The following is a 21003-nucleotide window of genomic DNA, read 5'->3' as shown; positions in this document are numbered from 1 at the left end:
CCTTTCATCGCGGAACCAGAAACACGGATTTTTCTTCGACGTGGGCGCGCCCGCTTTCATCACTGACACGGAAAACGATGGCGTGCGAACCGGCAGGCGCCGACCTATAGGGAATCTGCAGACGCACGGCAACCCAGCGCGACTCGGTGGGGCCGACGGTCGCCTCGGCCTCGGAGGCGACCATCAAGCCCTCCAGCCCGTCAGCCGCAATGCTGTAACGCTGCGATTGCTCGGTGGCATTCATGACCTGCAGGCGGTAAACGTTTTCGAGTCGTCCACCGGCCACGATGCGGGAGAGCGCCGCCCTGTCTCGCACGACGTCTACTTTCAACGGCATGCGTGCCATGAGACTCCACAGCAGTGCCAGGCACAACACGCACAGCAGGGTTGTGTAGATCAGCACACGTGGGCGCAGCACCTGGCGGAGCATGCGCGGCGCGCTCCACTTCCCGGCCAGAGCGTTCTGGGTGGTGAAGCGGATCAGGCCGCGTGCGTAACCCATCTTGTCCATCACACCATCGCACACATCCACACAGGCAGCGCAGCCTATGCACTCATATTGCAGCCCCTCCCGGATGTCGATACCGGTCGGGCAAACCTGCACACAGAGCGTGCAGTCCACGCAGGCACCCAGGGATAGCGCGCCGATATCGGCATGGCGCGACCGGGCGCCGCGCGGCTCTCCACGCACAGGGTCGTAGCTCACGATCAGCGTGTCCCTGTCAAACATCGCGCTCTGAAAGCGTGCGTAAGGACACATGTACTTGCACACCTGCTCACGCAGGAAACCGGCATTCCCGTAGGTAGCAAAGCCGTAGAACAAAACCCAGAAGATTTCCCAACCGCCCATTTTGGTCTGCAGGAATTCCATGAACAACTCGCGGGCCGGCACGAAGTAGGCGACAAAAGTGAAACCCGTCCACATTGCCACCCCTATCCAGAGGATGTGCTTGAACCATTTTTTGACCAGCTTTTCCAGTGAGAACGGCGCGCCGTCCAGGCGCAGTCTTGCGGTGCGGTCACCTTCCACCTTGCGCTCTATCCAGAGGAAGATTTCGGTGTAAACCGTCTGCGGGCAGGCAAAGCCGCACCACAAGCGGCCTGCCACCGCCGTGAACAGGAACAGCGACAAGGCGCTGGCCACCAGCAGGCCGGTGAGGTAGATGAAGTCCTGCGGGTACAGCACATAGCCGAAAAGGTAGAACCGCCGCGCGCCAAGGTCAAACAATACAGCCTGGCGCTCGCCCCATTGCAGCCACGGGAGGCCGTAAAAAAACAGCTGGGTCAGGATCACGAAGGCCCAGCGCCAACGCGCGAACAGCCCGCTGACCGAGCGCGGGTAGATCTTCTTCTGCGCCTCGTACAGGGACTCCCCGGCCGGCTGGCCCGCCGGCACGATGGGAATGATTTTGCGCACGGCCGGCTGGGTCACCGCTGTCTCAAAACTTTGCGGCGGCGGCTTTATTGGAAAGCCCCCATGTATAAGCCGTCAACACATGAATCTGCGCTTCTGTGAGTTTGCCGGCCTGCGCTGGCATCTCGCTGGTCTTTCCCTTGTTGACAATGTCCACGATGGCCCGCTCTCCCCAACCGTGAAGCCAGATGTCGTCGGTCAAGTTGGGTGCGCCCATCGCGGCGTTTCCCTTGCCGTCCATGCCGTGGCAGGCCGCACAGGCCGTGAACTTCGATTTTCCGAGCTGGGCCCGCACCGAATCGTGCGGGCCACCCGAAAGGCTCAGCACGTACTGCGCCACATTCTTGACATCGTCAGGCGTACCCACCGCCGCGGCCATAGGCGGCATCTGGCCCTTGCGGCCCATGGTCAGCGTCTCCTTGATCTTGTCGGCTGAGCCGCCGTGTAGCCAGTCGGTGTCGGCGAGATTGGGAAAGCCTTTGCTGCCGCGTGCATCCGAGCCGTGGCACTGGGCGCAGTTATTCATGAAAAGACGCTCGCCCACCGCCATCGCATTGGCGTCGCCCGCGAGCTGCTCGCCGTTTTTGGCGGTGAAGCCGGCATACAAAGGTGCCAGCTCCTTGTCGGCGCTGGACATCGCGGCGTCGTATTCGCCGCGCGTGCTCCAGCCCATTTCCCCCGGGTAAGCCCCCAGCCCCGGATACGCAACCAGATAAAGCAGCGAATAAATCACCGTGAATACAAACAGCCACATCCACCAGCGCGGCATCGGGTTGTTGGACTCACGCAGGTCTTCATCCCAGACGTGGCCCGTCGTGTTGTCGCTGCGTTCGGGCATTTTCTTTCGGGCCGTGGCCCACAACAACACGAGTGCGCCGATGATGCCGATCAACGTCAGCGCGGCCACATACCAGGACCAGAAGTTTTCGGTGAAATCGCTCATATGCCGCACCCGATGCGTTGTGGTTTAAAGAAAGGAACGGTGGAGATGGCGGGCATGGCGCTAGTCCTGAAGGAAGGGGATTTTTGCGTCCTCTTCAAAGCGCGCGCGGTTGCGCCTTGAATAGGCCCACACCATGAGGCAGGTGAAAGTGGCAAAGCACAGCAGGGTGGCGATGATGCGCAGCGTGTTGACGTCCATGGCGCTCTCCTTTATTTCAGGGCCTTGCCCAGCACTTGCAGATACGCCACGAGGGCATCCATTTCCGTTTTCCCCTTCACCTCGGCCGCGGCCTCGGCGATTTCGGCGTCGGTGTAGGGGACGCCCACAGTACGCAGCGCCTTCATGCGCGGCGCCATGTCGGCGGGATTGACCGTCTTCTTCTCAAGCCAGCTGTAGGCCGGCATATTGGATTCGGGAACCAGGTCGCGAGGGTTGTTCAGGTGAATGCGGTGCCATTCGTCCGTGTACTTGCCGCCCACGCGGTGCAGGTCGGGTCCGGTGCGCTTGCTACCCCACTGGAAGGGATGGTCATACACAAATTCGCCTGCCACCGAGTAGTGGCCGTAGCGCAGCGTCTCCGCGCGGAATGGCCGGATCATCTGCGAATGGCAGTTGTAGCAACCTTCGCGCAAGTAGATGTCGCGGCCGGCCAGCTGCAACGCGCCGTAGGGTTTGACGCCTTCCAGCGGCATGGTGGTCGACTTCTGGAAGAACAGCGGCACGATCTCCACCATGCCGCCTACGGCGATCACCAGCAGGATCAGGATGATCATCAAAAAGTTGTTCGTCTCAATCTTCTCGTGCGAGAAGCCGGCCGCCGTTGTGTTGTCGTCTTTCATGGGATCTGCTTTCTCTTGTTAGGCGTGAACCAGCACCGGTACAGGCACGCGGACGGGGCGGCCCTTGGCGACTGTCATGCACACGTTCCAGGCCATCAGCACCATGCCGCCCAGGTACAACAGCCCGCCGAAGAAGCGCACCACGTAGAAGGGATAAGTGGCCTTGACCGATTCAACGAAGGTGTAGGTCAGGGTTCCGTCGGTGTTGATGGCGCGCCACATCAGGCCCTGCATCACGCCGGCGATCCACATGGCCGCGATGTACAGCACGATGCCTACGGTGGCGGTCCAGAAATGCACCTCGATGGCCCGCACCGAATACATCTGTTTTTGCCCGAACAGGCGCGGAATAAGGTAATACAGCGTGCCCATGGAGATCAGCCCCACCCAGCCGAGTGCGCCCGAGTGCACGTGGCCGACGGTCCAGTCTGTGTAGTGCGACAGCGCGTTGACGGTCTTGATGGACATCAGAGGACCCTCAAAAGTGCTCATGCCATAGAAGGACAGCGACACGATCAGGAAACGCAGGATGGGGTCATCGCGCAGCTTGTGCCAGGCGCCCGACAAGGTCATGACGCCGTTGATCATTCCGCCCCAACTCGGCGCGAGAAGGATCAGGGAGAACACCATACCTACCGACTGCGTCCAGTCGGGCAAGGCCGTGTAGTGCAGATGGTGTGGGCCTGCCCACATATAGGTGAAGATCAGCGCCCAGAAGTGGACGATGGACAGGCGGTAGCTGTAAACCGGCCGCTCGGCCTGCTTGGGGATGAAGTAATACATCATGCCCAGGAACCCGGCAGTCAGGAAAAAACCGACGGCGTTATGGCCGTACCACCACTGCACCATGGCATCCTGCACACCGGCGTAGGCCGAATAGGATTTCATCCAGCCGGCCGGCACTTCTGCGCTATTGACCACGTGCAACACCGCGACCGCCAGGATGAAAGCGCCATAAAACCAGTTGGCCACATAGATGTGCCTGACCTTGCGCACGCCCAGCGTGCCGAAAAACACCACGGCGTAAGCCACCCAGACCAGGGTGATCAGGATGTCGATGGGCCATTCCAGCTCCGCGTACTCCTTGCCGGTGGTGTACCCCAGCGGCAGGCTGATCGCTGCCGCCACAATGACCAGTTGCCAGCCCCAGAAGGTAAAGGCCGCCAGCCTGGGCGCAAACAGCGGCACACTGCTGGTGCGCTGGACCACGTAGTAGCTACTGCCGATCAAGGCGCAGCCGCCGAAGGCGAAGATGACTGCATTGGTATGCAGCGGCCGGAGACGGCCATAGCTGAGCCAGGAAATACCGAAATTCAGTTCAGGCCAGGCCAGCTGGGCGGCGATGAACAGGCCCACCAGCATGCCGACTACGCCCCAGAGCACGGCCGCCAGTGAAAACTGGCGAACCACCGTGTCGTGATAGGCGATCCCTCGCGTCGTTTCTTGGTTCATGAAGCACCTTTTGTCTTGATGCTTCAAAGTGTCGGCGCGGAGGCCTCCGCGCTATTTGATACAGATCAATCAGTGTGAAGAATGCGCTCGGCTTCCTGCTCAAGCGCCTCAAACTGCCCGCGCCACACCGCCCAGCCCAGCGCGCCAATGATGAGTAAGGCCAGCACGACAGACAGCGGGATCAGCAGGAAGAGAATGTCCATATCAGAATGTCCACATCAGTTGTCAGGCACAGCGCGCGCCAGCCTCGCGGAATTGGCGACCACCAACAGCGAACTCACCGCCATGCCGAAGCCGGCCAGCCAGATCGGCATATAACCAAAAATTGCCAGCGGTACGCAGGCCGCGTTGTAAATCGCCGCCCACAGCAGGTTCTGGCGGACTACCGTCCTCGTCCGACGGGCTTGCGCCAGTAGCGCTGCCACGGTGAGCAACCGGCTGCCGGTCATGATGAAATCCGCCTTGGCTTGGGCCAACGGGACGGCTTGCCCCATGGCCACGGAGACATCGGCAACGGCCAGCACCGGCCCGTCATTCATGCCGTCGCCCACCATCATGACGCGGTGTCCCTCGCGCTGAAGGCTGCGCACATGCGCCAGCTTGACCTCCGGCGTGCATCCTCCAAAGTGCCATTCAATGCCGGCGCGGCGCGCCAGACGTGCAACGGCCCTGCCGGTATCGCCCGAAAGAATCTGTACGCGAATACCGAGCCCAAGCAAGGCCGTCACCGCCTGCGCCGCGTCGGGTCGCATCGCTTCGTCAAGCTCGAAACCCGCCAGGTAGCGCTCGCCGTCAGACAAGTGCGCTTGCAAAATCGGCATGCCGGGCTCCAGCATTGGCGCGCGGCAAAATACGGCCGAGCCCAGATAAAGGTATTGCCGACCACTCCCATCCAACCTGGAGACCTTGCCGCACAGGCCGCGGCCCGCGATTTCCTCCACCTCACTGGCAACCCAGTCCGCCCCCGGGAAACGCGCGGCGATGGCACGGGAGACCGGATGCAGCGAATGCCTGGCCAGCGCACCCGCCATTTCACAAACCTGGCCCGGGTTTACATTGGCGGGCAGATGGGCCATGACGACTTGCATGCGGTCCTCCGTCAACGTGCCGGTTTTGTCGAACACCACGGTATCTACGGCCGCGCAGCTTTCCAGCGCCTGCAGCTTGCGCACCAGCACACCGCGCCTTGCCAGCGAACCGGCACTGGCAAGCATGGCCGCCGGCGTTGCCAGCGACAAGGCACAGGGGCAAGTCACGATCAATACCGAGATCGCGACTGCCATCGCATGCGCCTGCCCGAAAGGCCACCACCACACGGCTGCGGCGACGCTCGCGACCAGCACAGCCAGCAGGAAAGGGCTGGCGATGCGGTCGACCAGCTGCACCAGGCCAGGTTTTTCAATCGAGGCCTGCTCCATCAAGGCGACAATTTCGGCATAGCGGGTTTGCGGCCCGACGCGCTGCACACGCACGAGCAACACGGCTGTGAGATTGTGGCTCCCGGCAACGACACTCTCGCTTACCCGCCTCAGCAAGGGCTTGGATTCACCGGTCAGCAGTGCCTGGTCGACGCGGCTTTCCCCGGCCTCCACAGCTCCGTCGGCGGGAAACGCCTGGCCGGGCAGGACGCGGATCAGGTCGCCAGGAACCAGGCGGCGCACGGGCACCGGGCGGAAACTGCCGTCTGTCTCCTGACGCTCCACACTGTCCGGAAGCCGCCGCATGAGTGCTTCCAGCGCGCCAGCGGTGCGATCACGCAGGCGCTGCTCCAAAAGGCGGCCCGAGAGCAGGAAAAACACGAACATCGGCACCGAGTCATACGAGGCATACGCGTTCCAGGGACCGGTTGGATCGAAGGTCGCGGCCGTGCTCGCGCCGAAGGCAATCAGCACCCCCAGCGCTACAGGAACGTCCATGCCGATACGCAGGCTTCGTACGTCGCGCAGCGCCGCCGAGAAAAAAGGCCAGCAGGAAAACAGCAGCACCGGCAGCGTCAGCACCCAGGAGGCCCAGCCCAGCAGCGCCTGGATATCGGGGGTAATCTCACCGGCCGGCGCCAGATAGGCCGGTGCCGCATACATCATGACTTGCATCATGCAAAAGCCGGCCACCAGCCAACGCCACAGCATCACGCGCTGGGCCTGAATACGGTGGCCCGCCAACAGCAAGTCGCCCGCCGGCAAAGCGCCGTACCCGGCTTTGCGTAGCGCTGCCATCCATAAAGAAGGCCTCGTAGCCTGCGGATGCCATTGAAGCCGTGCCGTAGCGGTAACGCCGTTGACCTGAACCGTGTCCACACCTGGCAGCTTGCGCAAAACCTCCTCGACCGTGAGGGCACAGGCCGCGCAATGCATACCCTCAAGCGCCAAACATGACTCCCACCAGCCCTCGCGGCCCGCAGCGGGCCGACTAAAGCCTTCCCATTCGCCCGGCTCGTCCAGCGCGCACCATGCGGTGGACTGACCGGCGTCGGATGGCAGAAGACTGGCAGGGGAATCCAGTGCGGTGGCGATTTGCATGACACAAGCGTAGCCAGCACAGAGTGCTACGCCCTTGACATGGATCAATCCCGGGCCTTTACCGCACTCCTAGACTGCGGCTCATCAACACAGGAGAACACCATGTACAAGCGCATTCTTGTTGCCACCGACGGCTCCGCGCTTTCCAGAAAAGCGGTCAAAGAGGCCATCGCCCTTGCGGCGTCGCTGGGAGCCGGCCTGGTGACGCTCAACGTCGTTCCGCGCTATCCCCTGGGTTACTTTGAAGGCGGCTCTTCCGTGTCATCGGAAGACGTCGGGCGCATCGAAAAAGACTGGTCGGACAAGGGGCAGATCATCGCCGACGCTGCAAAAAAACTCGCAGAGACCGCTGGTGTCAATGCCAAGGCGGTGATCGCCAAATCCGACCTCGTCGCCGCCTCCATCCTGGCCGCGGCCAAGAAGAACAAGTGCGACCTCATCGTGATGGCCTCGCACGGCCGCAAGGGGATTTCCCGCATCCTGCTCGGAAGCGAAACCCAGCAAGTGCTCACGCACAGCGGCATTCCCGTCCTGGTCCTGCGCTGAGCACGCACCGTTCACTTTCTTTTTTTGGAGAACAGCATGAGAGTCCTTCTGGCCGTTGACGGCAGCAAATTCACCAAGAAGGCCCTGGCCTTCCTGGCCACCCACGAGACGCTGATGGGGCCCGACGCGGAACTCATCGTGCTCAATGTGCAGATGGCCGTTTCCCCCCGCGTCAAGGCCATGCTGGGCGCCGCCGCCGTGCGCGCCTGGCACCAGGAAGAGGCCGAAAAAGTGCTGCAGCCGATTGAGCGCTTCCTCACGCGCCATGGGGTGCAGTACCGGGCCTCCTGGGTAGCCGGCACGCCGGCCACACAAATCGTTCAGGCGGCGAAGCGCGAAAAAGTTCACATGCTGGTCCTGGGCACCCACGGCCATGGCCTGTTCGGCCGCGCCTTGCTTGGCAGCGTTGCCCAGCGCGTGGTGGCGGATATTGACGTGCCGGTGCTGCTGGTCCAGTAGCTTGGCGCACCTTCTTCCATTACCTCGGGCGTCTTCGTTTGTAGACCTTCGCCGCTCAGCGCATCGCTTGATGAACGAGCAGCGTATCCGTGAACTGCTCGAAGGCCACGATTTTGCCTTCCTGTAACTTCCAGACGTGGGACACGCGGGCCTGCATGTCCTTTCCCGTCGCACGGTACGAGCCGTGATAGGTCCCCACCCCAACGATGTGGTCGCCACCGTCGATGAGGCTTTGCAACTCAAAGCGATAGCCGATCCACTCTTTGCCCAGCACGACAAAGACGTTATCAATCACCGCTTGAGGCCCAACCCACGTACCCGCGCAGGGAAAGCCCGCCATTTCGGTCCAGCGTACCTGGGGCGAGACATGGGCCATCATCCCGTCGACGTCTCCTTGGGCGGATGCCGCGTAGTGGGAACGGACGATGTCGAGATTCGGCGTCATGGCTTCAGCCCCACTTCATCTCGCCCTTGGCGACCTTGGCGCCGATCTGCAATGCCACGCCCATGCCGGCGTTCGGGTAACGCCGGGTCATGGCCGCGATGAGGGCACCGCTGTCAGCGGCCTTGGCCAGCACTTCCTCGAAGGCTATGAGATAGTCGCGGGTGTATTTGATCGCGCTTGCATCCACCGCAGCCGTGGTCGCCATGTGACCGGGGATCACCACGGCGGCTTTACGCGCAGCCATGGCGTCAAGTGCCTTTACCCATGCGGCGCGGGCCTCGGCGCCCTGCGTGTCGGCGGTCCACACATGGACGCCGGAGAACAGCAGCACGCCACCAAAAATGGCATTCAGCGAAGGCACCCAGATGTAGCGGCGATTGGCCAAGCCGTCCGCATCGGCGATCTCGATTGCTTGCCCTTCCAGGCTGAGGCTCCGGCCGTCGAAGGCCTCGGGCATTACGATGTCCGCCAGCGCCTGCGGGCCTTTCTCCTTGAGCTGCGGGCCCCAAGTGGCCAGCTTCTTTTCCACGTTGCCCTTGATGGCCGCGATCGTGGCCGATGCCGCGATCACTTTGGCGTCGGGAAACGCCGCCTTGATGGGCGCCAGGCTGAAGTAGTAGTCAGGATCGCTCTGGCTGATGTAGATGGTCGTCAGCTTTTTGCCGGTGGCCTTGATAGCCTCGGCCAGCGCCTTGCCGTCGGGAAGTGTAAAACCTCCGTCGATCAGCACGGCTTCGCGTTCGCCGGAGATCAGTACTGGTGCACGGAAGAATCCGTGTTCGCCGGCGGGGAAATGTTTCCAGGACAGGTTGGTATTTGCAGCCATAGCGTCTTTCACTCCCAGGATGGCCGTCGCGACAGCCGCGCCGGCTACAGTTTTGATTGCTTCTCTTCGTGTCGTCATGATTTTTCCTTCTTCTTGATGAACAGTTAATTGAAAGGGGTTGCGGGGAAAGTGGTGGGGCTCAAGCCGCCTCAAGCGCGCCGGCCAGCGCGCGCGGGTTGGAATAAAAATCGGTGTGGTTCACGACCCAGCGCTTCGTGCCAGATTCGGCCACCAGGGTGGGCACACCCCGCGCGCCGAACTCCCGCATCAAGGCCTGTGCGCGATCCATGCGAGCCTGGTTGGCGGCGAGAAGATCCTCATCGGGTTGCGCCACCATGGCGGTGGCCTGTTCAAGGCCGAGCCCACGCAGAATGCCGGCCAGCGTTTCCAGCGAGGTCGTGTCCTTGCCGTCCACGTAGCGCGCATGCTGTATCGCCTTGAGGGTTTCCAGTTCCCGGGTCGGTGCTGTCAGTGACACGGCTGTCAGCGCCACCGTGGCCGGGCCGCTGTCAAACAGTCGCTGGCGATCCCCGAGAACCTGCTCGCGGTACCGCTCGCTGAAGCGCTGCCCTGTCAGGCGCTCGATACGCTGGTCGTTGGACCAGGCATAGGCGGCGAATTCAGCATTCATGGGCCGTGCGCCCTCGCCGGCGAACAGCCCGGTCGGCAGCAATGCGATGCTGACAGCGGGAACTTCGCTCAATGCCGAGAGCGCCGGAATGGCGCCGTAGCACCAGCCGCATAGCGGATCGAACAGGTAATGGAGGGTCTTGGGCATAGGGTTCTTTAGGAATTCTTTGCTCACTGGCAGTGAACGTAGGCAATCGTAGGCACTCTGCATTGACTGTTAAAGACATCTCTGATAAACACAATGTATGTTTAAAGCAAACAATCAAGACGAAGGCAGCCTCGGTGGGCTGGGAAACCTGAGGCGCCTGGCCTACTTCGCGGCAGTGGTGGAAACCGGCTCCTTCACCGCGGCGGCGGACCGCCTGGGAATCACCAAGGCGGTGGTCAGCCAGCAGGTGGCCCGGCTGGAGCGCGAGTTCCGGACATCGCTGCTGGTGCGCACCACGCGCAAGGTACAACCCACCGAACTGGGCCAGGCTTTTTACCTGCGTTGCGCGCTGATCCTGCGGGAAGCTGGGAATGCCTTCGACGACCTAGCCGAAACCTCGGCGGAGCCGTCCGGCATGCTGCGGCTCACCGCGCCCTTCGACTACGGTGTCGGCGTGGTGGTGCCGGCCATCGCTGCCTTCACCCGGCGTTATCCCGCGTGCAAGGTCGATGCCGTGCTCACCGACCAGACGCTGGATCTCATGTCGGGCAACATCGAGCTGGCGATCCGCGTCGGCTGGCTGGCGGAGACCAGCCTGCAGGCGCGGAAGATCGGCGCCTTCCGGCAATTGCTCGTCGCGTCGCCGGCCATGAAGGCGCAAGTGGCTCGGCTCAGGGGCCCACAGGACATCGCCGGCCTGCCCTTCATCGCCAACACCGCCTTGCGCGACCACCTGACCTGGAATTTTTCGCGCAACGAAACCGAACGACAGACCGTACATGTGCAGGCCTCGATTTTTCTCGACGCCACGCTCGCCGTGCGCGAAGCCGTGTGCCAGGGCGCGGGGCTGTCGGTGCTGCCGGACTATGCGGCCGCGAGTGATCTCGCGGCCGGCCGCCTCATCGAGGTGCTGCCGCAGTGGCAGCTACCTTCGGGCGGCATCCATGCGGTGTTTCCGGCCGCGCGCTTTCGCCCGGCGAAGGTCCGCGCCTTTGTCGACCTGCTGGCAGAGAGGGAGCAACAAGGGCGGGGTGATTGACGTGTGAATGCCGTCGAAATCCGGCCCGGTGATTAACTAAATACCTTGAGCACAGCCGGCGCCGTCAACACGCTCACCGATAGCTCTTTACAACCGGGTCTCCGTACGGCCCCCCAGCGCTCGCTGGGCCTCGTTTTCAAGCGCGATCGCATCGTCGAAGTGGCGAAGGCCGACTTCGTTGAGGATCCGTTTGAAGCTTGCTGCGACCGCAGACTGAAGCGATGCCAGCCTGGCGCTGATCTGCAGGGACACCGATTCGAGGTCCGGGTCAGGAACAACTTTCCAGAGCAGCCCCCACGCCTGCGCCTGCGCGGGTGAGAATTCTTCGCCCAGAAGCATCAGCGCCTTGGCGCGTGCAACACCCACGTAGGCCGGCAGTGTCGCGCTTAGTCCGCCGGTCACAAAAACCCCAATGGAGGCCTCCGGCAGCTTGAAGCGGGCGCTTTCCCCCGCGACCACGATGTCGGCATTGAGCATCCATTCGAAGCCGGCGCCGACAGTCCAGCCATGGACCGAAGCAAGCACTGGTTTTGGCAGGGACACCAGCGCCTTGGAAACGGCCTGCACCAAGACGAGGTCCTCTTCAGTGGGTGGCGCACTGACGTCCCTCCCCGCACAGAATGCCCGGCCGTTGCCGCGCAGCAGCAACACCCTGACGGCATCGTCGCGCGAGGCCTGGTCAATGGCAGCAAGAAGCGCGCGGGCCAGCTCGTTGTCAATCGCATTGAGTTTGTCGGGTCGGTTCAGGAACACGGTCATGATGCCGTCCGCGGACTCGACCAGCAGCTTGGGAGTGGTTGTCATGGGTGTGATTCTGGACCGGGAAGCCATTAGCGGACGGATAAATTTCCGGCTCAATGGTTTTCCCCGGGCCGTACGCACGTCACCCCCGAGGGAGCGGCGGTTTACCGCGCCGGCTTCAGGTCCGCAGGCTGGGTTCGGCCAAGGGGATGGTCGATGGCCGTGGTTGGGGCTGTGCATAGCGCTCTACCGACAGGTCGTCGGCGCGGATCTCGGGCGCGTGGCCGCTCATGACGTCGGCCAGCACGCGCGCGGAGCCGCAGGCCATGGTCCATCCCAGCGTGCCGTGGCCGGTGTTCAGGTACAGATTGGGCAGCGACGTGCGGCCCACCAGCGGCGTGCCGTCCGGGGTCATGGGCCGCAGGCCGGTCCAGAAGGTGGCGGCCTGGGCATCGCCGGCCCCGGGGAACAGGTCGTTCAGGCACAGCTCCAGCGTGTCCCGGCGCCGCGGATTCAGCCGCAGGTCAAAGCCGCGCAACTCCGCCATGCCGCCCACGCGGATGCGGTGCTCAAAGCGCGTGATGGCGATCTTGTAGCTCTCGTCCAGCACGGTCGACACCGGCGCGCGGCCCGCGTCGGCAATGGGCACGGTGATCGAATAGCCCTTGACCGGATAGACGGGGATCTTCACAGCCTCGGGCAGCATGGCCGTGGAGTACGAACCCAGCGCCATCACGTAGGCATCGGCCGTGCGCAGGCGGCTGCCCTGCAGCACGCCGGCCACGCGGCCGCCACAGACCTCTACGCCATCGATGGCCTCGCCGAAACAAAAGCGCACGCCCATGGACTGGGCCAGGTGGCCGATGCCGGTGGTAAACAGGTGGCAGTCGCCGGTTTCGTCGCCGGGCAGGCGCAGGCCGCCGACCAGCGGCCCTGTGGCGATGGCCGGTTCCGCGCGCACCAGATCGTCAGGCCCCAGCAGTTCGTAGGGAACGCCCGCGGCGCGCAGCACGGCCACGTCCTTGCCGACGGCGTCGAGTTGCGCCTGGGTGCGGAACACCTGCAGCGTGCCGCCCTCGCGGCCCTCGTAACGCAGGCCGGTGTCTTCGCGCAGCTGCGCCAGGCAATCGCGGCTGTATTCGGCCAGCCGCAGCATGCGCTCCTTGTTGACCGCATAGCGCCGGGGGCTGCAGTTGCGCAGCATCTGCCACATCCAGCGCAGTTGGTCCATGCTGCCGTCCAGGCCGATAGCCAGCGGCGCATGCTTCTGGAACATCCAGCGCAGCGCCTTCAGCGGCACACCGGGCGCGGCCCACGGCGCCGCGTAGCCCGGCGACACCTGGCCGGCATTGGCGAAACTCGTTTCCCGCGCGGGGCCGGGCTGGCGATCGACCACCGTCACCTCGTGGCCCGCCTTGGCCAGGTAGTAGGCCGTGGTGGTACCAATGACGCCGGCACCGAGGACAAGTACTTTCATGTCGAAGTGCCGAGCAAGAGCACGCGCGGAACCGGCTTTGCCGGGCCGCAGAGTGCGCCCCCTTGAGGGTGGAGGCGCCGAAGGCGCTTCGGGGGTGCCGGGAATGTCATGTCAAGTTGCCTTGGCAGAGGTATTTTGTGTGCAGGTATTCGTCCAGGCCCCAGTGCGAACCCTCGCGGCCGTAGCCCGATTCCTTGACGCCGCCGAAGGGCGCGGCCTGCGCCGCGATGGCGCCCTCGTTGATGCCGACCAGGCCGGTCTCAAGCGCGGAGGCCACGCGCCAGACGCGCTTGATGTTGTTGGAGAAAAAATAACCGGCCAGGCCGAATGGCGTGTCGTTCGCCTGCGCGATCACCTCCTCTTCAGTGCTGAAGCGGAATATGGGCACGACCGGGCCGAAAGTTTCCTCGCACGACAGCTCCATGTCGGGCGTCGCGCCGGTCAGCACCGTGGGGGCGTAGTAGTTGGGGCCGTTGGCGACATCCGTGCGCACGCGGCTTCCGCCCACGACCGCCTTCGCGCCCTTGGCCACGGCGTCGTTCACGTGGCGCTCGATCTTGTCGACCGCCCGCCCGTTGATCATCGGGCCGATCTCGGCCTCCGCCCAGCTGGCCGGGCCGACCCGCAAGGCGCCCACGCGGGCCGCCAGCTTGTCGACGAAGCGGTCATGCACGGACTCGTGCGCGAAAACGCGATTGGGGCTCACGCAGGTCTGGCCGCCGTTGCGGAACTTGGCGGCCATCAGGCCTTCGACGGCAGCGTCAAGGTCGGCATCCTCGAACACGATGAAGGGCGCGTTGCCGCCGAGTTCGAGCGAAAGCTTCTTGACCGTGCCGGCCGACTCGCGCGCCAGTATCTTGCCCACCGCCGTGCTGCCGGTGAAGCTGACCTTGCGCACGCGGCCGTCGCGCAGCCACTCGCCCACCACCTCCGGCGTGCGATCACGCGAGGCGGGCACGATGTTCAGCACACCGGCGGGCACGCCGGCTTCCTCGGCCAGCTTCACCAGGGCCAGGGACGTGAGGGGCGTGTCTTCAGCGGGTTTCGCCACCACCGTACAACCGGCAGCCAGCGCGGGGGCGATCTTGCGCGCGATCATCGCCGCAGGGAAATTCCAGGGCGTGACCACAGCCACGACGCCGACGGCTTCCCTCAGCACCAGGTAGCGTTTGCTCGATACCGGCGCGGCGATGATCTCGCCGTGGGCGCGCACGCCCTCTTCGGCGAACCACTCCACATAACCGGCGCTGTAGGCGATTTCACCGCGCGACTCCGCGAGCGGCTTGCCCTGCTCGCGCGAAATCAGTTCGGCCAGCGGCTCCACGTCACGCTCGATCAGCGCCTGCCATTTCTTCAGGATCAGGCAGCGATCGCGGGGCGAGCGGGCCTTCCAGGCGGGCAGTGCCACTGCCGCCGCGTCGGCGGCCAGCCGTGCGTCCGCAGCGCCGCCGTCGGCCGCCAGGGTGATCAGGCTGTCGTCGGCAGGATTGCGCACCTCGAATTGACGGCCGTCCTGGGCAGCTTGCCAGCGGCCTGCGATGTAGTTGAGTGTTTGCATGTCAGTTCAATCTGTTCGGTTAAGTTCAATACAGTTCGGTTCAATTCGACGAAGAAATTCCCAATGGCACCCTGGGGTGCCAATCTTTATTGCGCACGCGGCGCTCCCCGAGGTCGGCCGTCCGGATGGATCAGGCCGTGCATTCGCGCGGCGGCGCCTGGATCTGCTGCAGTTGCAGCAACTCGTCGGCACTGCGGTGACAGAAAACCTCCACACCGCCTTCGAGTTCATGCCGCGGCGGCGTCTTGCTGTCGCACAGACCGGCCACGCGCAAGGGACAACGGTCCAGGAAGCTGCAGATACCCGCGCGGTCGACAGGCGCCTGCACCAGCGGCAGGGCCGCACGTTGCGCCGCCCCGACCTCGTCCAGCCACCCCGGACGCAACTCAGGGACGGAATTGGCCAGCAAGTGGAAATAGGGATGGCGCGGCGCATGCGCGAAAGCCGAGCGGGTCAGCGACTCCACCTTCTGGCCGGCGTACAGCACCACGATTTCGTCGCACACCGCACGCACGGTGTTCATGTCGTGGCTGATGAACATGTACGACACACCGAGCTCTTTACGCAGCTGCGCCAGCAGGTCCAGGATGGCGGCGCCCACCACCGTGTCCAGTGCAGAAGTGACTTCGTCGCAAAGGATCAGGTCAGGGTCGGCGGCCAGCGCGCGCGCCAGGTTGACGCGCTGCTTCTGCCCACCGGACAGCCCGGCAGGCAGGCGCCGGGCGCAGGCCTGCGGCAGCTGCACGAGGTCGAGCAGTTGCGCGATGCGCTTGTTCAGGGCCTCGCCCTTCAAACCGCGGTACAGCTGCAGCGGCCGAGCGAGGATGTCGGAGATGGTGTGCGCAGGATTAAGCGCCGTGTCCGCCATCTGGAACACGATCTGTATGCGGCGCAGTTCCTCGGGCGAGCGCTGCGACACCAGGCGCGGCAGCGGTTTGCCGTCGAACATGATCTGGCCGCCGGCGGGGCCAATCAGGCCGGCGACGGCGCGGGCCAGCGTGGTCTTGCCGGAGCCGGACTCACCGATGACGCCAATCGCCTGGCCGCGGTACAGCGTCAGGCTCACATCGTCGAGCACCGGCGAGGCGGGGCGGCCGTGCTTGTCGAGGGGCCCGTAACCGGCGACCAGGTTGCGCACCTGCAGCAGCGGCGCGGCACCCTCGGCCACCGTCTCGCCGCTGCGCGCCTTGAGATTGGCCGCGGCGATCAGGCTGCGCGTGTAGTCGTCCTTCGGCGTGTTGATGATCTGCGCCGTGCTGCCGATCTCGCGCTCGGCGCCGTCGCGCAGCACCAGGATGCGGCCGGCCATCTGGGCCACCACCGCCAGGTCGTGCGTGACGTAAACCGCCGTGGTCTGGCGCTCGCGCACTACGCGGCGGAAGGCGTGCAACACCTCGATCTGGGTGGTGACGTCAAGCGCCGTGGTGGGCTCGTCGAAGATCACCAGGTCCGGGTCGCTCATCAGCGCCATCGCAGCCATCAGGCGCTGCAGCTGCCCGCCCGAAACCTGGTGCGGATAACGCTGGCCGATGGTGTCGGGCTGCGGCAATGCCAGCTCGCGGAACAGCGTCACGGCTTTTTTCTCGGCCTCGGCGCGCGGCATCAGCGAATGGATGTGGGCGGTTTCCACCACCTGGTCCATGATGGTGCGCGAGGGGTTGAAGGAAGCGGCGGCGCTCTGCGCGATGTAAGAGACGCGGCGGCCGCGCAGGCGGCGCCGTTCGGATTCAGACAGGCCCAGCACCTCGGTGTCGCCGATGCGCACGCTGCCGCCGGAGATGCGGCAGCCGTGCCGCGCATAGCCCATGAGCGCCAAGCCGATGGTGGTCTTGCCGGAGCCGGATTCGCCGATCAGCGCCAGCACCTCGCCGGGCTCGATCCGGAAGGAAACGCCTTTGACGATCTCTGTATCGCCGCCGGCGGCTTGCGCCACGACGCGCAAGTCGTTCACGAGGACAGTGGCACCCATTAATGTTTCTCCCGGTCGGCGTCGGTATGGCCCGGCAAGTTGTCGATCACAAGGTTGACGGCGATGGTCAGCGTGGCGATCGCGAAGGCCGGGGCGAGCACGGAGACACCGCCCACCGGCAAGGCACCGAGGTTCTCGCGCACCAAGGAGCCCCAGTCGGCCATCGGAGGCTGCACGCCCAGGCCCAGGAAGCTCAGGCTTGCCAGCAGCCGCAGGGCGTAGACGAAGCGCAGGCCCATGTCGGCCAGCAGCGGGCCGGTGATGTTGGGCAGGATCTCGCGGCGCATGATGTAGGCCCGGCGTTCGCCGCGGGCGCGCGCCACCAGCACGTAGTCCATGGCGTTGATGTTCACCGCGAGCGAACGGATGATGCGGTAGCTGCCCGGCGTGTAGACAATCGTGGCCACGGCGATCAGCAGCGTCACGGAGGACCCGAAGCCCGCGATCACCACCAGCGCGAACATCTTGCTCGGGATCGAGATCAGGGTGTCGAGCAGCCGGCTCAGGGCGGAATCCACCCAGCCGCCGGCGACCGCCGCCAGCAGGCCCAGCACCGCGCCCAGGCCGCATGCGAGCAGCGTAGCCACCAGCGCGACGCCTATGGTGTAGGGTGTGCCCGCGACGATTCGCACCAGCATGTCCCGGCCCAGGTAGTCGGTGCCCAGCCAATGCTGCGCGCTCATGGCCTGGAACACCCCCGCGTCGGACATCTCACCCAGGGATTGCTCGGACAGGAAGGGCGCGAACAAGGCCACGGCGATCCAGAAAGCCAGCACGGCCAGGCCCAGTTTGCCGGCGCGCGACCAGCCGGCCAGCAGCCTGCGTTTTCGGGTGGGCACGGCGGAAGGAGAGAGTGTGGCAATGGTCATATGGAAACCTCCGCGCTGCGCGCTACCGCGCGGGCGCCTTCGGATGGAAGGATGGCGTTCATTGGTGCCTCAGCTTGGGATTGGAGACGATGCCGCAGACGTCGGCCAGCATCACCAGGATCAGGTAGGCCGCGCAGAAAATCATGGCGCAGGCCTGTACCAGCGGCATGTCGCGCTGGACCACACCGTCGACCATGAGCTTGGCGATACCCGGGTAGTTGAAGATCACCTCAATGATGATCACGCCGCCCAGCAGGTAAGAAAGGCTCAGCGCCACCGCGTTGGCAATCGGGCCGACGGCATTGGGCAGCGCATGGAACAGCACGGTGCGGGCGGCCGACGCGCCCTTCAGGCGCACCATCTCGATATAGGCCGCGGCCAGCTGGTCGATCACCGCGGCGCGCGTCATGCGCATCATCTGCGCCATGATCACGCTGCCCAGGCTGAGCACCGGCAGCGCGAACGAATACAGCATCTGGCCGGGCGAAGACAGGTTCACCTCGTAGGAGAGCGCCGGCAACCATTTCAGCTGGACGGCGAACACCAGCACGGCCAGTGTGGCGACCAGGAACTCCGGCACCGAGACCACGGCGACCGCGGACATGCTGGCAAAGCGGTCGAAAGCCGAGCCGCGCCACAAAGCGCACAGGATGCCCAGCCCCAGGGCCAGCGGCACCGCAAAGGCGGCCGTGACGGCGGCCAGCAGCAGCGAATTGGGCAGGCGGCTGGCGATCGCCTCGCCGACCGGCATGCCCGTGACCACGGACTTGCCCAGGTCGCCGGTGGCCACCCCGCCCAGCCAGTCGAAGTAGCGCAGCACCGCGCTGCGGTCCAGGCCCATCTCGGTGCGCAAGGCCTTCACGGCCTCGGGCGTGGCATCCTGGCCAAGCCTTTCTTCCGCCGCGTCGCCGGGCAGCACGGCGGTGATGGCAAACACTACCGCCGACACCGCCAGCAGCGAGCCCAGGCCCGCAAGGATGCGGCCGCCGACCAGTTTCAGAATGGTGAGGTTCATGGCATTTTTTCCGTATCAAGTGCCGGCGCGGAACCGGCTTTGCCGGGCCGCAGAGGGCGCCCCCTCGAGGGGGGAGCGCCAAAGGCGCTCCGGGGGGGAGTCATGCCTCTATCCAGACGTGTTCGGCGAAGCTCGAGCCCATCATCCCGCCCAGCGGGATGGGACTGAGGCCCTTGAGCTTCTTGCTGTGGCCGTCCAGGCTGGAGAGGAACATCGGAATGCCGATGCCGCCTTCACTGTGGATCATGACCTGCATGTCGGCGTACATCTGGGCGCGCTTGGCCTGGTCGGTTTCGCCGCGCGCGGCCACCAGCAACTGGTCGAACTTCTCGTTCTTCCAGCCGGACTCGTTGGTGGGGGAGTCGGACTTGAAGAACAGGGTCAGGGCCAGGTCGGCCGTGGGGCGCGTGTTGATGTTGCCAAAATTGACCGGGTGCTTCATCCAGTGCTGCGACCAGTAGCCGTCGGCCGGCATGTTGCGCACGTCCAGGTTCAGGCCGGCCTGCCGCGCCGCATGCTGCAGCACCAGCGCCATCTCCACCGAGCTGGTGGCGGCCGTCGAGGCCACCACGGGGATCGTGGCGCTGCCCAGGTTGGCCTTTTGCAAGTGCCACTTCGCCTTCTCGGGATCGTACGGGCGCTGCTTCAGGCCTTTGAAGAAGAAGCGGTTGGCCGGATTGATGGGCTGGTCGTTTGCCACGACCCCACGGCCCAGCTGGATGGACTTGAGCATCTGCTCGCGGTTGAACAGCAGCTTCATGGCCTGCACGAAGTCCGGGTTGGCGCCTGGGCCGCTGTCGCGCCGCATGATCAGGTCGGTATACGAAACGCCCTTGGTCTCGAAGATGGCGGCCTTGCCGCTGGCGTTGACGCGGTCGACCGAGCGCGGGTTGACCCGGCCGATCAGGTCAAGTTCGCCCGCCAGCAGCGCATTCACGCGCGCCGTTTCGTCGCTGATGCCCACGTGCTCGATCTCGTCCAGGTAAGGCCGGTTGGGCTTCCAGTAGTTCTCGTTGCGCACAGCGAGCGCGCGCACGCCGGGTTTGAATTCCTTGACCTTGTACGGCCCCGTGCCGATGCCCGCGTTGAAGTCAGTTGTGCCGTCCTTGACGATGTGGAAGTGGTACGTTCCCAGAATCGCCGGCAGGTCGGCGTTGGGGGCCACCAGGCGGATGGTGACTTCATTGGGGCCGGTGGCCGTCACGTCTTCGATCTGGTCAGCCAGCACCTTGGCCTTGGAGCCGATGGCCGGGTTCTTGTGGCGCATGATGGAGAACACCACGTCCGCCGGCGTGAACGGCTTGCCGTCGTGGAAGGTCACGCCCTTGCGCAGCTTGAAGATCCAGGTCTTGGCATCCTTGGTGCTGAACTCCTCGGCCAGCTGGGGCTGCGGTGTCAGGCTGCCGTCCAGCCAGGTCAATCCGTTGTAGAACATGAAGCCGCGGGAATAGTCGGTGCCGTTGCCCTGCTTGGCCGGGTCCAGGGTGTCGCTCACCCCGGAAGTGGCTTCGGCGACCCTGATGCGCCCGCCCTTGCGCGGCGTTTGCGTCTGCGCCTGTGCACTCGTGGCAAGGCCGGCGATGCTGCCGGCCAGGGCCGCCTGCATGCCGCCGGCGGTCAACATGGCCAATACATCGCGCCGGCTCGCGCCGCGTTGCAACGCACCCAGGATGCGTGTGCTCTCTTCGGGGCCGATGAGGCCGTTCAGCTGCTTGTTATCTGCCATGGTGATCTCCTAGTTGTCACGTGGTGGGGGTAAAGGCATTGGAGCACCTGGAGACCGGGGATATACCTCGATCAAGCCGGGGCGCTTGGTTAAAACTGCGGTTTTGCGGATAGCCGGCGGCATGGTGTGCGGCGCGCTCTCGATGGCTTGCCGCCCGGCCCGGGCCACGTGTCACACCGCCGAAGCGCTCGCCGGCGAGGTGGCTGACGAACAGCCGCATGCGCTCACACGGCAACGGGACCATGTGGAGGTTGCGGGCCTTGCCGCGCGGAGAAAAGTAGGTCAGCGTGCCGCAGCGGTCGAAGCCGGTGGACTCGGGACGAAAGGTCATGAAAGCGTCCTCCAGTAAGGGTGGTCAAGGCTTGGGGCCGGTTCACCAGCGCCATGC

General features: G+C 64.5%; 21 protein-coding genes. 3 read left to right on the top strand and 18 right to left on the bottom strand.

The genetic code is table 11. The features are described 5' to 3' along the window. Nucleotides 1-4: 4 nt before the first annotated feature. From ccoG to ACQ4MS_RS13055, 7 genes are all read right to left on the bottom strand, one after another. Nucleotides 5-1465, bottom strand: coding sequence for a cytochrome c oxidase accessory protein CcoG (ccoG, locus tag ACQ4MS_RS13085; RefSeq protein WP_431099589.1), 1461 nt, complete (start codon nucleotides 1463-1465; stop codon nucleotides 5-7). Continuing rightward, nucleotides 1440-2357 (bottom strand): cytochrome-c oxidase, cbb3-type subunit III, encoded by a 918-nt coding sequence (gene ccoP / locus ACQ4MS_RS13080; protein WP_431095044.1) that lies wholly within the window; start codon nucleotides 2355-2357, stop codon nucleotides 1440-1442. Before ccoP ends, ccoG begins: the two co-directional genes overlap by 26 nt. 60 nt (nucleotides 2358-2417) lie before the next feature. Further along, nucleotides 2418-2555: a cbb3-type cytochrome oxidase subunit 3 gene (locus ACQ4MS_RS13075; protein ID WP_431095043.1), complete on the bottom strand. Its 138-nt coding sequence runs from the start codon at nucleotides 2553-2555 to the stop codon at nucleotides 2418-2420. A gap of 11 nt (nucleotides 2556-2566) precedes the next feature. Further along, nucleotides 2567-3196 carry a cytochrome-c oxidase, cbb3-type subunit II gene (ccoO, locus tag ACQ4MS_RS13070; protein ID WP_431095042.1) on the bottom strand — a complete coding sequence of 210 codons (630 nt, stop codon included), beginning with the start codon at nucleotides 3194-3196 and terminating at the stop codon, nucleotides 2567-2569. 18 nt (nucleotides 3197-3214) lie between these two features. Continuing rightward, entirely contained in the window at nucleotides 3215-4648 is a 1434-nt protein-coding gene (gene ccoN / locus ACQ4MS_RS13065; protein ID WP_431095041.1) for a cytochrome-c oxidase, cbb3-type subunit I, read from the bottom strand. A gap of 65 nt (nucleotides 4649-4713) precedes the next feature. Then, nucleotides 4714-4851, bottom strand: coding sequence for a cbb3-type cytochrome oxidase assembly protein CcoS (gene ccoS / locus ACQ4MS_RS13060; protein ID WP_431095040.1), 138 nt, complete (start codon nucleotides 4849-4851; stop codon nucleotides 4714-4716). Between the two features lie 15 nt (nucleotides 4852-4866). Then, nucleotides 4867-7167, bottom strand: a complete 2301-nt coding sequence (locus ACQ4MS_RS13055) for a heavy metal translocating P-type ATPase (protein WP_431095039.1) — start codon at nucleotides 7165-7167, stop codon at nucleotides 4867-4869. A 102-nt stretch (nucleotides 7168-7269) separates the two neighbouring features. On the opposite strand from ACQ4MS_RS13055, the gene ACQ4MS_RS13050 reads away from it, so the two are divergent. Further along, entirely contained in the window at nucleotides 7270-7713 is a 444-nt protein-coding gene (locus ACQ4MS_RS13050; protein WP_431095038.1) for a universal stress protein, read from the top strand. 36 nt (nucleotides 7714-7749) lie between these two features. Further along, nucleotides 7750-8172, top strand: a complete 423-nt coding sequence (locus ACQ4MS_RS13045) for a universal stress protein (protein WP_431095037.1) — start codon at nucleotides 7750-7752, stop codon at nucleotides 8170-8172. Between the two features lie 55 nt (nucleotides 8173-8227). Here ACQ4MS_RS13045 and ACQ4MS_RS13040 read toward each other — a convergent pair whose 3' ends face one another. From ACQ4MS_RS13040 to ACQ4MS_RS13030, 3 genes are all read right to left on the bottom strand, one after another. Next, complete coding sequence (locus ACQ4MS_RS13040; RefSeq protein ID WP_431095036.1) at nucleotides 8228-8617, bottom strand: nuclear transport factor 2 family protein; 390 nt, start codon at nucleotides 8615-8617, stop codon at nucleotides 8228-8230. Nucleotides 8618-8621: 4 nt separating this feature from the next. Beyond that, nucleotides 8622-9521, bottom strand: a complete 900-nt coding sequence (locus tag ACQ4MS_RS13035) for an MBL fold metallo-hydrolase (RefSeq protein WP_431095034.1) — start codon at nucleotides 9519-9521, stop codon at nucleotides 8622-8624. A 61-nt stretch (nucleotides 9522-9582) separates the two neighbouring features. Beyond that, nucleotides 9583-10221, bottom strand: a complete 639-nt coding sequence (locus ACQ4MS_RS13030) for a DsbA family protein (protein ID WP_431095033.1) — start codon at nucleotides 10219-10221, stop codon at nucleotides 9583-9585. Nucleotides 10222-10318: 97 nt separating this feature from the next. Here ACQ4MS_RS13030 and ACQ4MS_RS13025 point away from each other — a divergent pair, with 97 nt between their 5' ends. After that, nucleotides 10319-11260, top strand: a complete 942-nt coding sequence (locus tag ACQ4MS_RS13025) for a LysR family transcriptional regulator (RefSeq protein WP_431095032.1) — start codon at nucleotides 10319-10321, stop codon at nucleotides 11258-11260. Nucleotides 11261-11347: 87 nt separating this feature from the next. Here ACQ4MS_RS13025 and ACQ4MS_RS13020 read toward each other — a convergent pair whose 3' ends face one another. The 8 genes from ACQ4MS_RS13020 to ACQ4MS_RS12985 form a co-directional block, all read right to left on the bottom strand. Continuing rightward, nucleotides 11348-12064, bottom strand: a complete 717-nt coding sequence (locus ACQ4MS_RS13020) for an enoyl-CoA hydratase/isomerase family protein (protein ID WP_431095031.1) — start codon at nucleotides 12062-12064, stop codon at nucleotides 11348-11350. 115 nt (nucleotides 12065-12179) lie between these two features. Beyond that, nucleotides 12180-13529 (bottom strand): D-amino acid dehydrogenase, encoded by a 1350-nt coding sequence (locus ACQ4MS_RS13015; protein WP_431099588.1) that lies wholly within the window; start codon nucleotides 13527-13529, stop codon nucleotides 12180-12182. 55 nt (nucleotides 13530-13584) lie between these two features. Next, nucleotides 13585-15036, bottom strand: a complete 1452-nt coding sequence (locus tag ACQ4MS_RS13010) for an NAD-dependent succinate-semialdehyde dehydrogenase (RefSeq protein WP_431095029.1) — start codon at nucleotides 15034-15036, stop codon at nucleotides 13585-13587. A 130-nt stretch (nucleotides 15037-15166) separates the two neighbouring features. Next, complete coding sequence (locus tag ACQ4MS_RS13005; protein ID WP_431095028.1) at nucleotides 15167-17005, bottom strand: ABC transporter ATP-binding protein; 1839 nt, start codon at nucleotides 17003-17005, stop codon at nucleotides 15167-15169. Beyond that, nucleotides 17005-17874: an ABC transporter permease gene (locus ACQ4MS_RS13000; RefSeq protein WP_431095026.1), complete on the bottom strand. Its 870-nt coding sequence runs from the start codon at nucleotides 17872-17874 to the stop codon at nucleotides 17005-17007. Before ACQ4MS_RS13000 ends, ACQ4MS_RS13005 begins: the two co-directional genes overlap by 1 nt. Nucleotides 17875-17932: 58 nt before the next feature. Beyond that, on the bottom strand, nucleotides 17933-18889 hold the full coding sequence (locus ACQ4MS_RS12995; protein ID WP_431095025.1) for an ABC transporter permease: 957 nt from the start codon (nucleotides 18887-18889) through the stop codon (nucleotides 17933-17935). Between the two features lie 100 nt (nucleotides 18890-18989). After that, on the bottom strand, nucleotides 18990-20615 hold the full coding sequence (locus ACQ4MS_RS12990) for an ABC transporter substrate-binding protein (RefSeq protein WP_431095024.1): 1626 nt from the start codon (nucleotides 20613-20615) through the stop codon (nucleotides 18990-18992). Between the two features lie 16 nt (nucleotides 20616-20631). Further along, a complete protein-coding gene (locus tag ACQ4MS_RS12985; RefSeq protein ID WP_431095023.1) occupies nucleotides 20632-20946 on the bottom strand; it encodes a hypothetical protein in 315 nt (104 codons plus the stop codon). Nucleotides 20947-21003: the final 57 nt, after the last annotated feature.

It is taken from the genome of Polaromonas aquatica, assembly GCF_050626995.1.
Taxonomy (GTDB): domain Bacteria; phylum Pseudomonadota; class Gammaproteobacteria; order Burkholderiales; family Burkholderiaceae_C; genus Polaromonas; species Polaromonas aquatica_A.
The sequence above is the reverse complement of the archived record's forward strand: the minus strand, read 5'-3'. Positions and strand labels throughout refer to the sequence as shown.

Coding starts and splice junctions, on each gene's coding strand:
- ACQ4MS_RS13000 (WP_431095026.1), bottom strand. CDS start 17,874: ATGACCATTGCCACACTCTCTCCTTCCGCCGTGCCCACCCGAAAACGC.
- ACQ4MS_RS13025 (WP_431095032.1), top strand. CDS start 10,319: ATGTTTAAAGCAAACAATCAAGACGAAGGCAGCCTCGGTGGGCTGGGA.
- ccoN (WP_431095041.1), bottom strand. CDS start 4,648: ATGAACCAAGAAACGACGCGAGGGATCGCCTATCACGACACGGTGGTT.
- ACQ4MS_RS13010 (WP_431095029.1), bottom strand. CDS start 15,036: ATGCAAACACTCAACTACATCGCAGGCCGCTGGCAAGCTGCCCAGGAC.
- ACQ4MS_RS13040 (WP_431095036.1), bottom strand. CDS start 8,617: ATGACGCCGAATCTCGACATCGTCCGTTCCCACTACGCGGCATCCGCC.
- ACQ4MS_RS13030 (WP_431095033.1), bottom strand. CDS start 10,221: ATGCCCAAGACCCTCCATTACCTGTTCGATCCGCTATGCGGCTGGTGC.
- ACQ4MS_RS12985 (WP_431095023.1), bottom strand. CDS start 20,946: ATGACCTTTCGTCCCGAGTCCACCGGCTTCGACCGCTGCGGCACGCTG.
- ACQ4MS_RS12990 (WP_431095024.1), bottom strand. CDS start 20,615: ATGGCAGATAACAAGCAGCTGAACGGCCTCATCGGCCCCGAAGAGAGC.
- ccoP (WP_431095044.1), bottom strand. CDS start 2,357: ATGAGCGATTTCACCGAAAACTTCTGGTCCTGGTATGTGGCCGCGCTG.
- ACQ4MS_RS13005 (WP_431095028.1), bottom strand. CDS start 17,005: ATGGGTGCCACTGTCCTCGTGAACGACTTGCGCGTCGTGGCGCAAGCC.
- ACQ4MS_RS13055 (WP_431095039.1), bottom strand. CDS start 7,167: ATGCAAATCGCCACCGCACTGGATTCCCCTGCCAGTCTTCTGCCATCC.
- ACQ4MS_RS13045 (WP_431095037.1), top strand. CDS start 7,750: ATGAGAGTCCTTCTGGCCGTTGACGGCAGCAAATTCACCAAGAAGGCC.
- ACQ4MS_RS13050 (WP_431095038.1), top strand. CDS start 7,270: ATGTACAAGCGCATTCTTGTTGCCACCGACGGCTCCGCGCTTTCCAGA.
- ccoO (WP_431095042.1), bottom strand. CDS start 3,196: ATGAAAGACGACAACACAACGGCGGCCGGCTTCTCGCACGAGAAGATT.
- ccoS (WP_431095040.1), bottom strand. CDS start 4,851: ATGGACATTCTCTTCCTGCTGATCCCGCTGTCTGTCGTGCTGGCCTTA.
- ACQ4MS_RS13020 (WP_431095031.1), bottom strand. CDS start 12,064: ATGACAACCACTCCCAAGCTGCTGGTCGAGTCCGCGGACGGCATCATG.
- ACQ4MS_RS13075 (WP_431095043.1), bottom strand. CDS start 2,555: ATGGACGTCAACACGCTGCGCATCATCGCCACCCTGCTGTGCTTTGCC.
- ACQ4MS_RS12995 (WP_431095025.1), bottom strand. CDS start 18,889: ATGAACCTCACCATTCTGAAACTGGTCGGCGGCCGCATCCTTGCGGGC.
- ACQ4MS_RS13035 (WP_431095034.1), bottom strand. CDS start 9,521: ATGACGACACGAAGAGAAGCAATCAAAACTGTAGCCGGCGCGGCTGTC.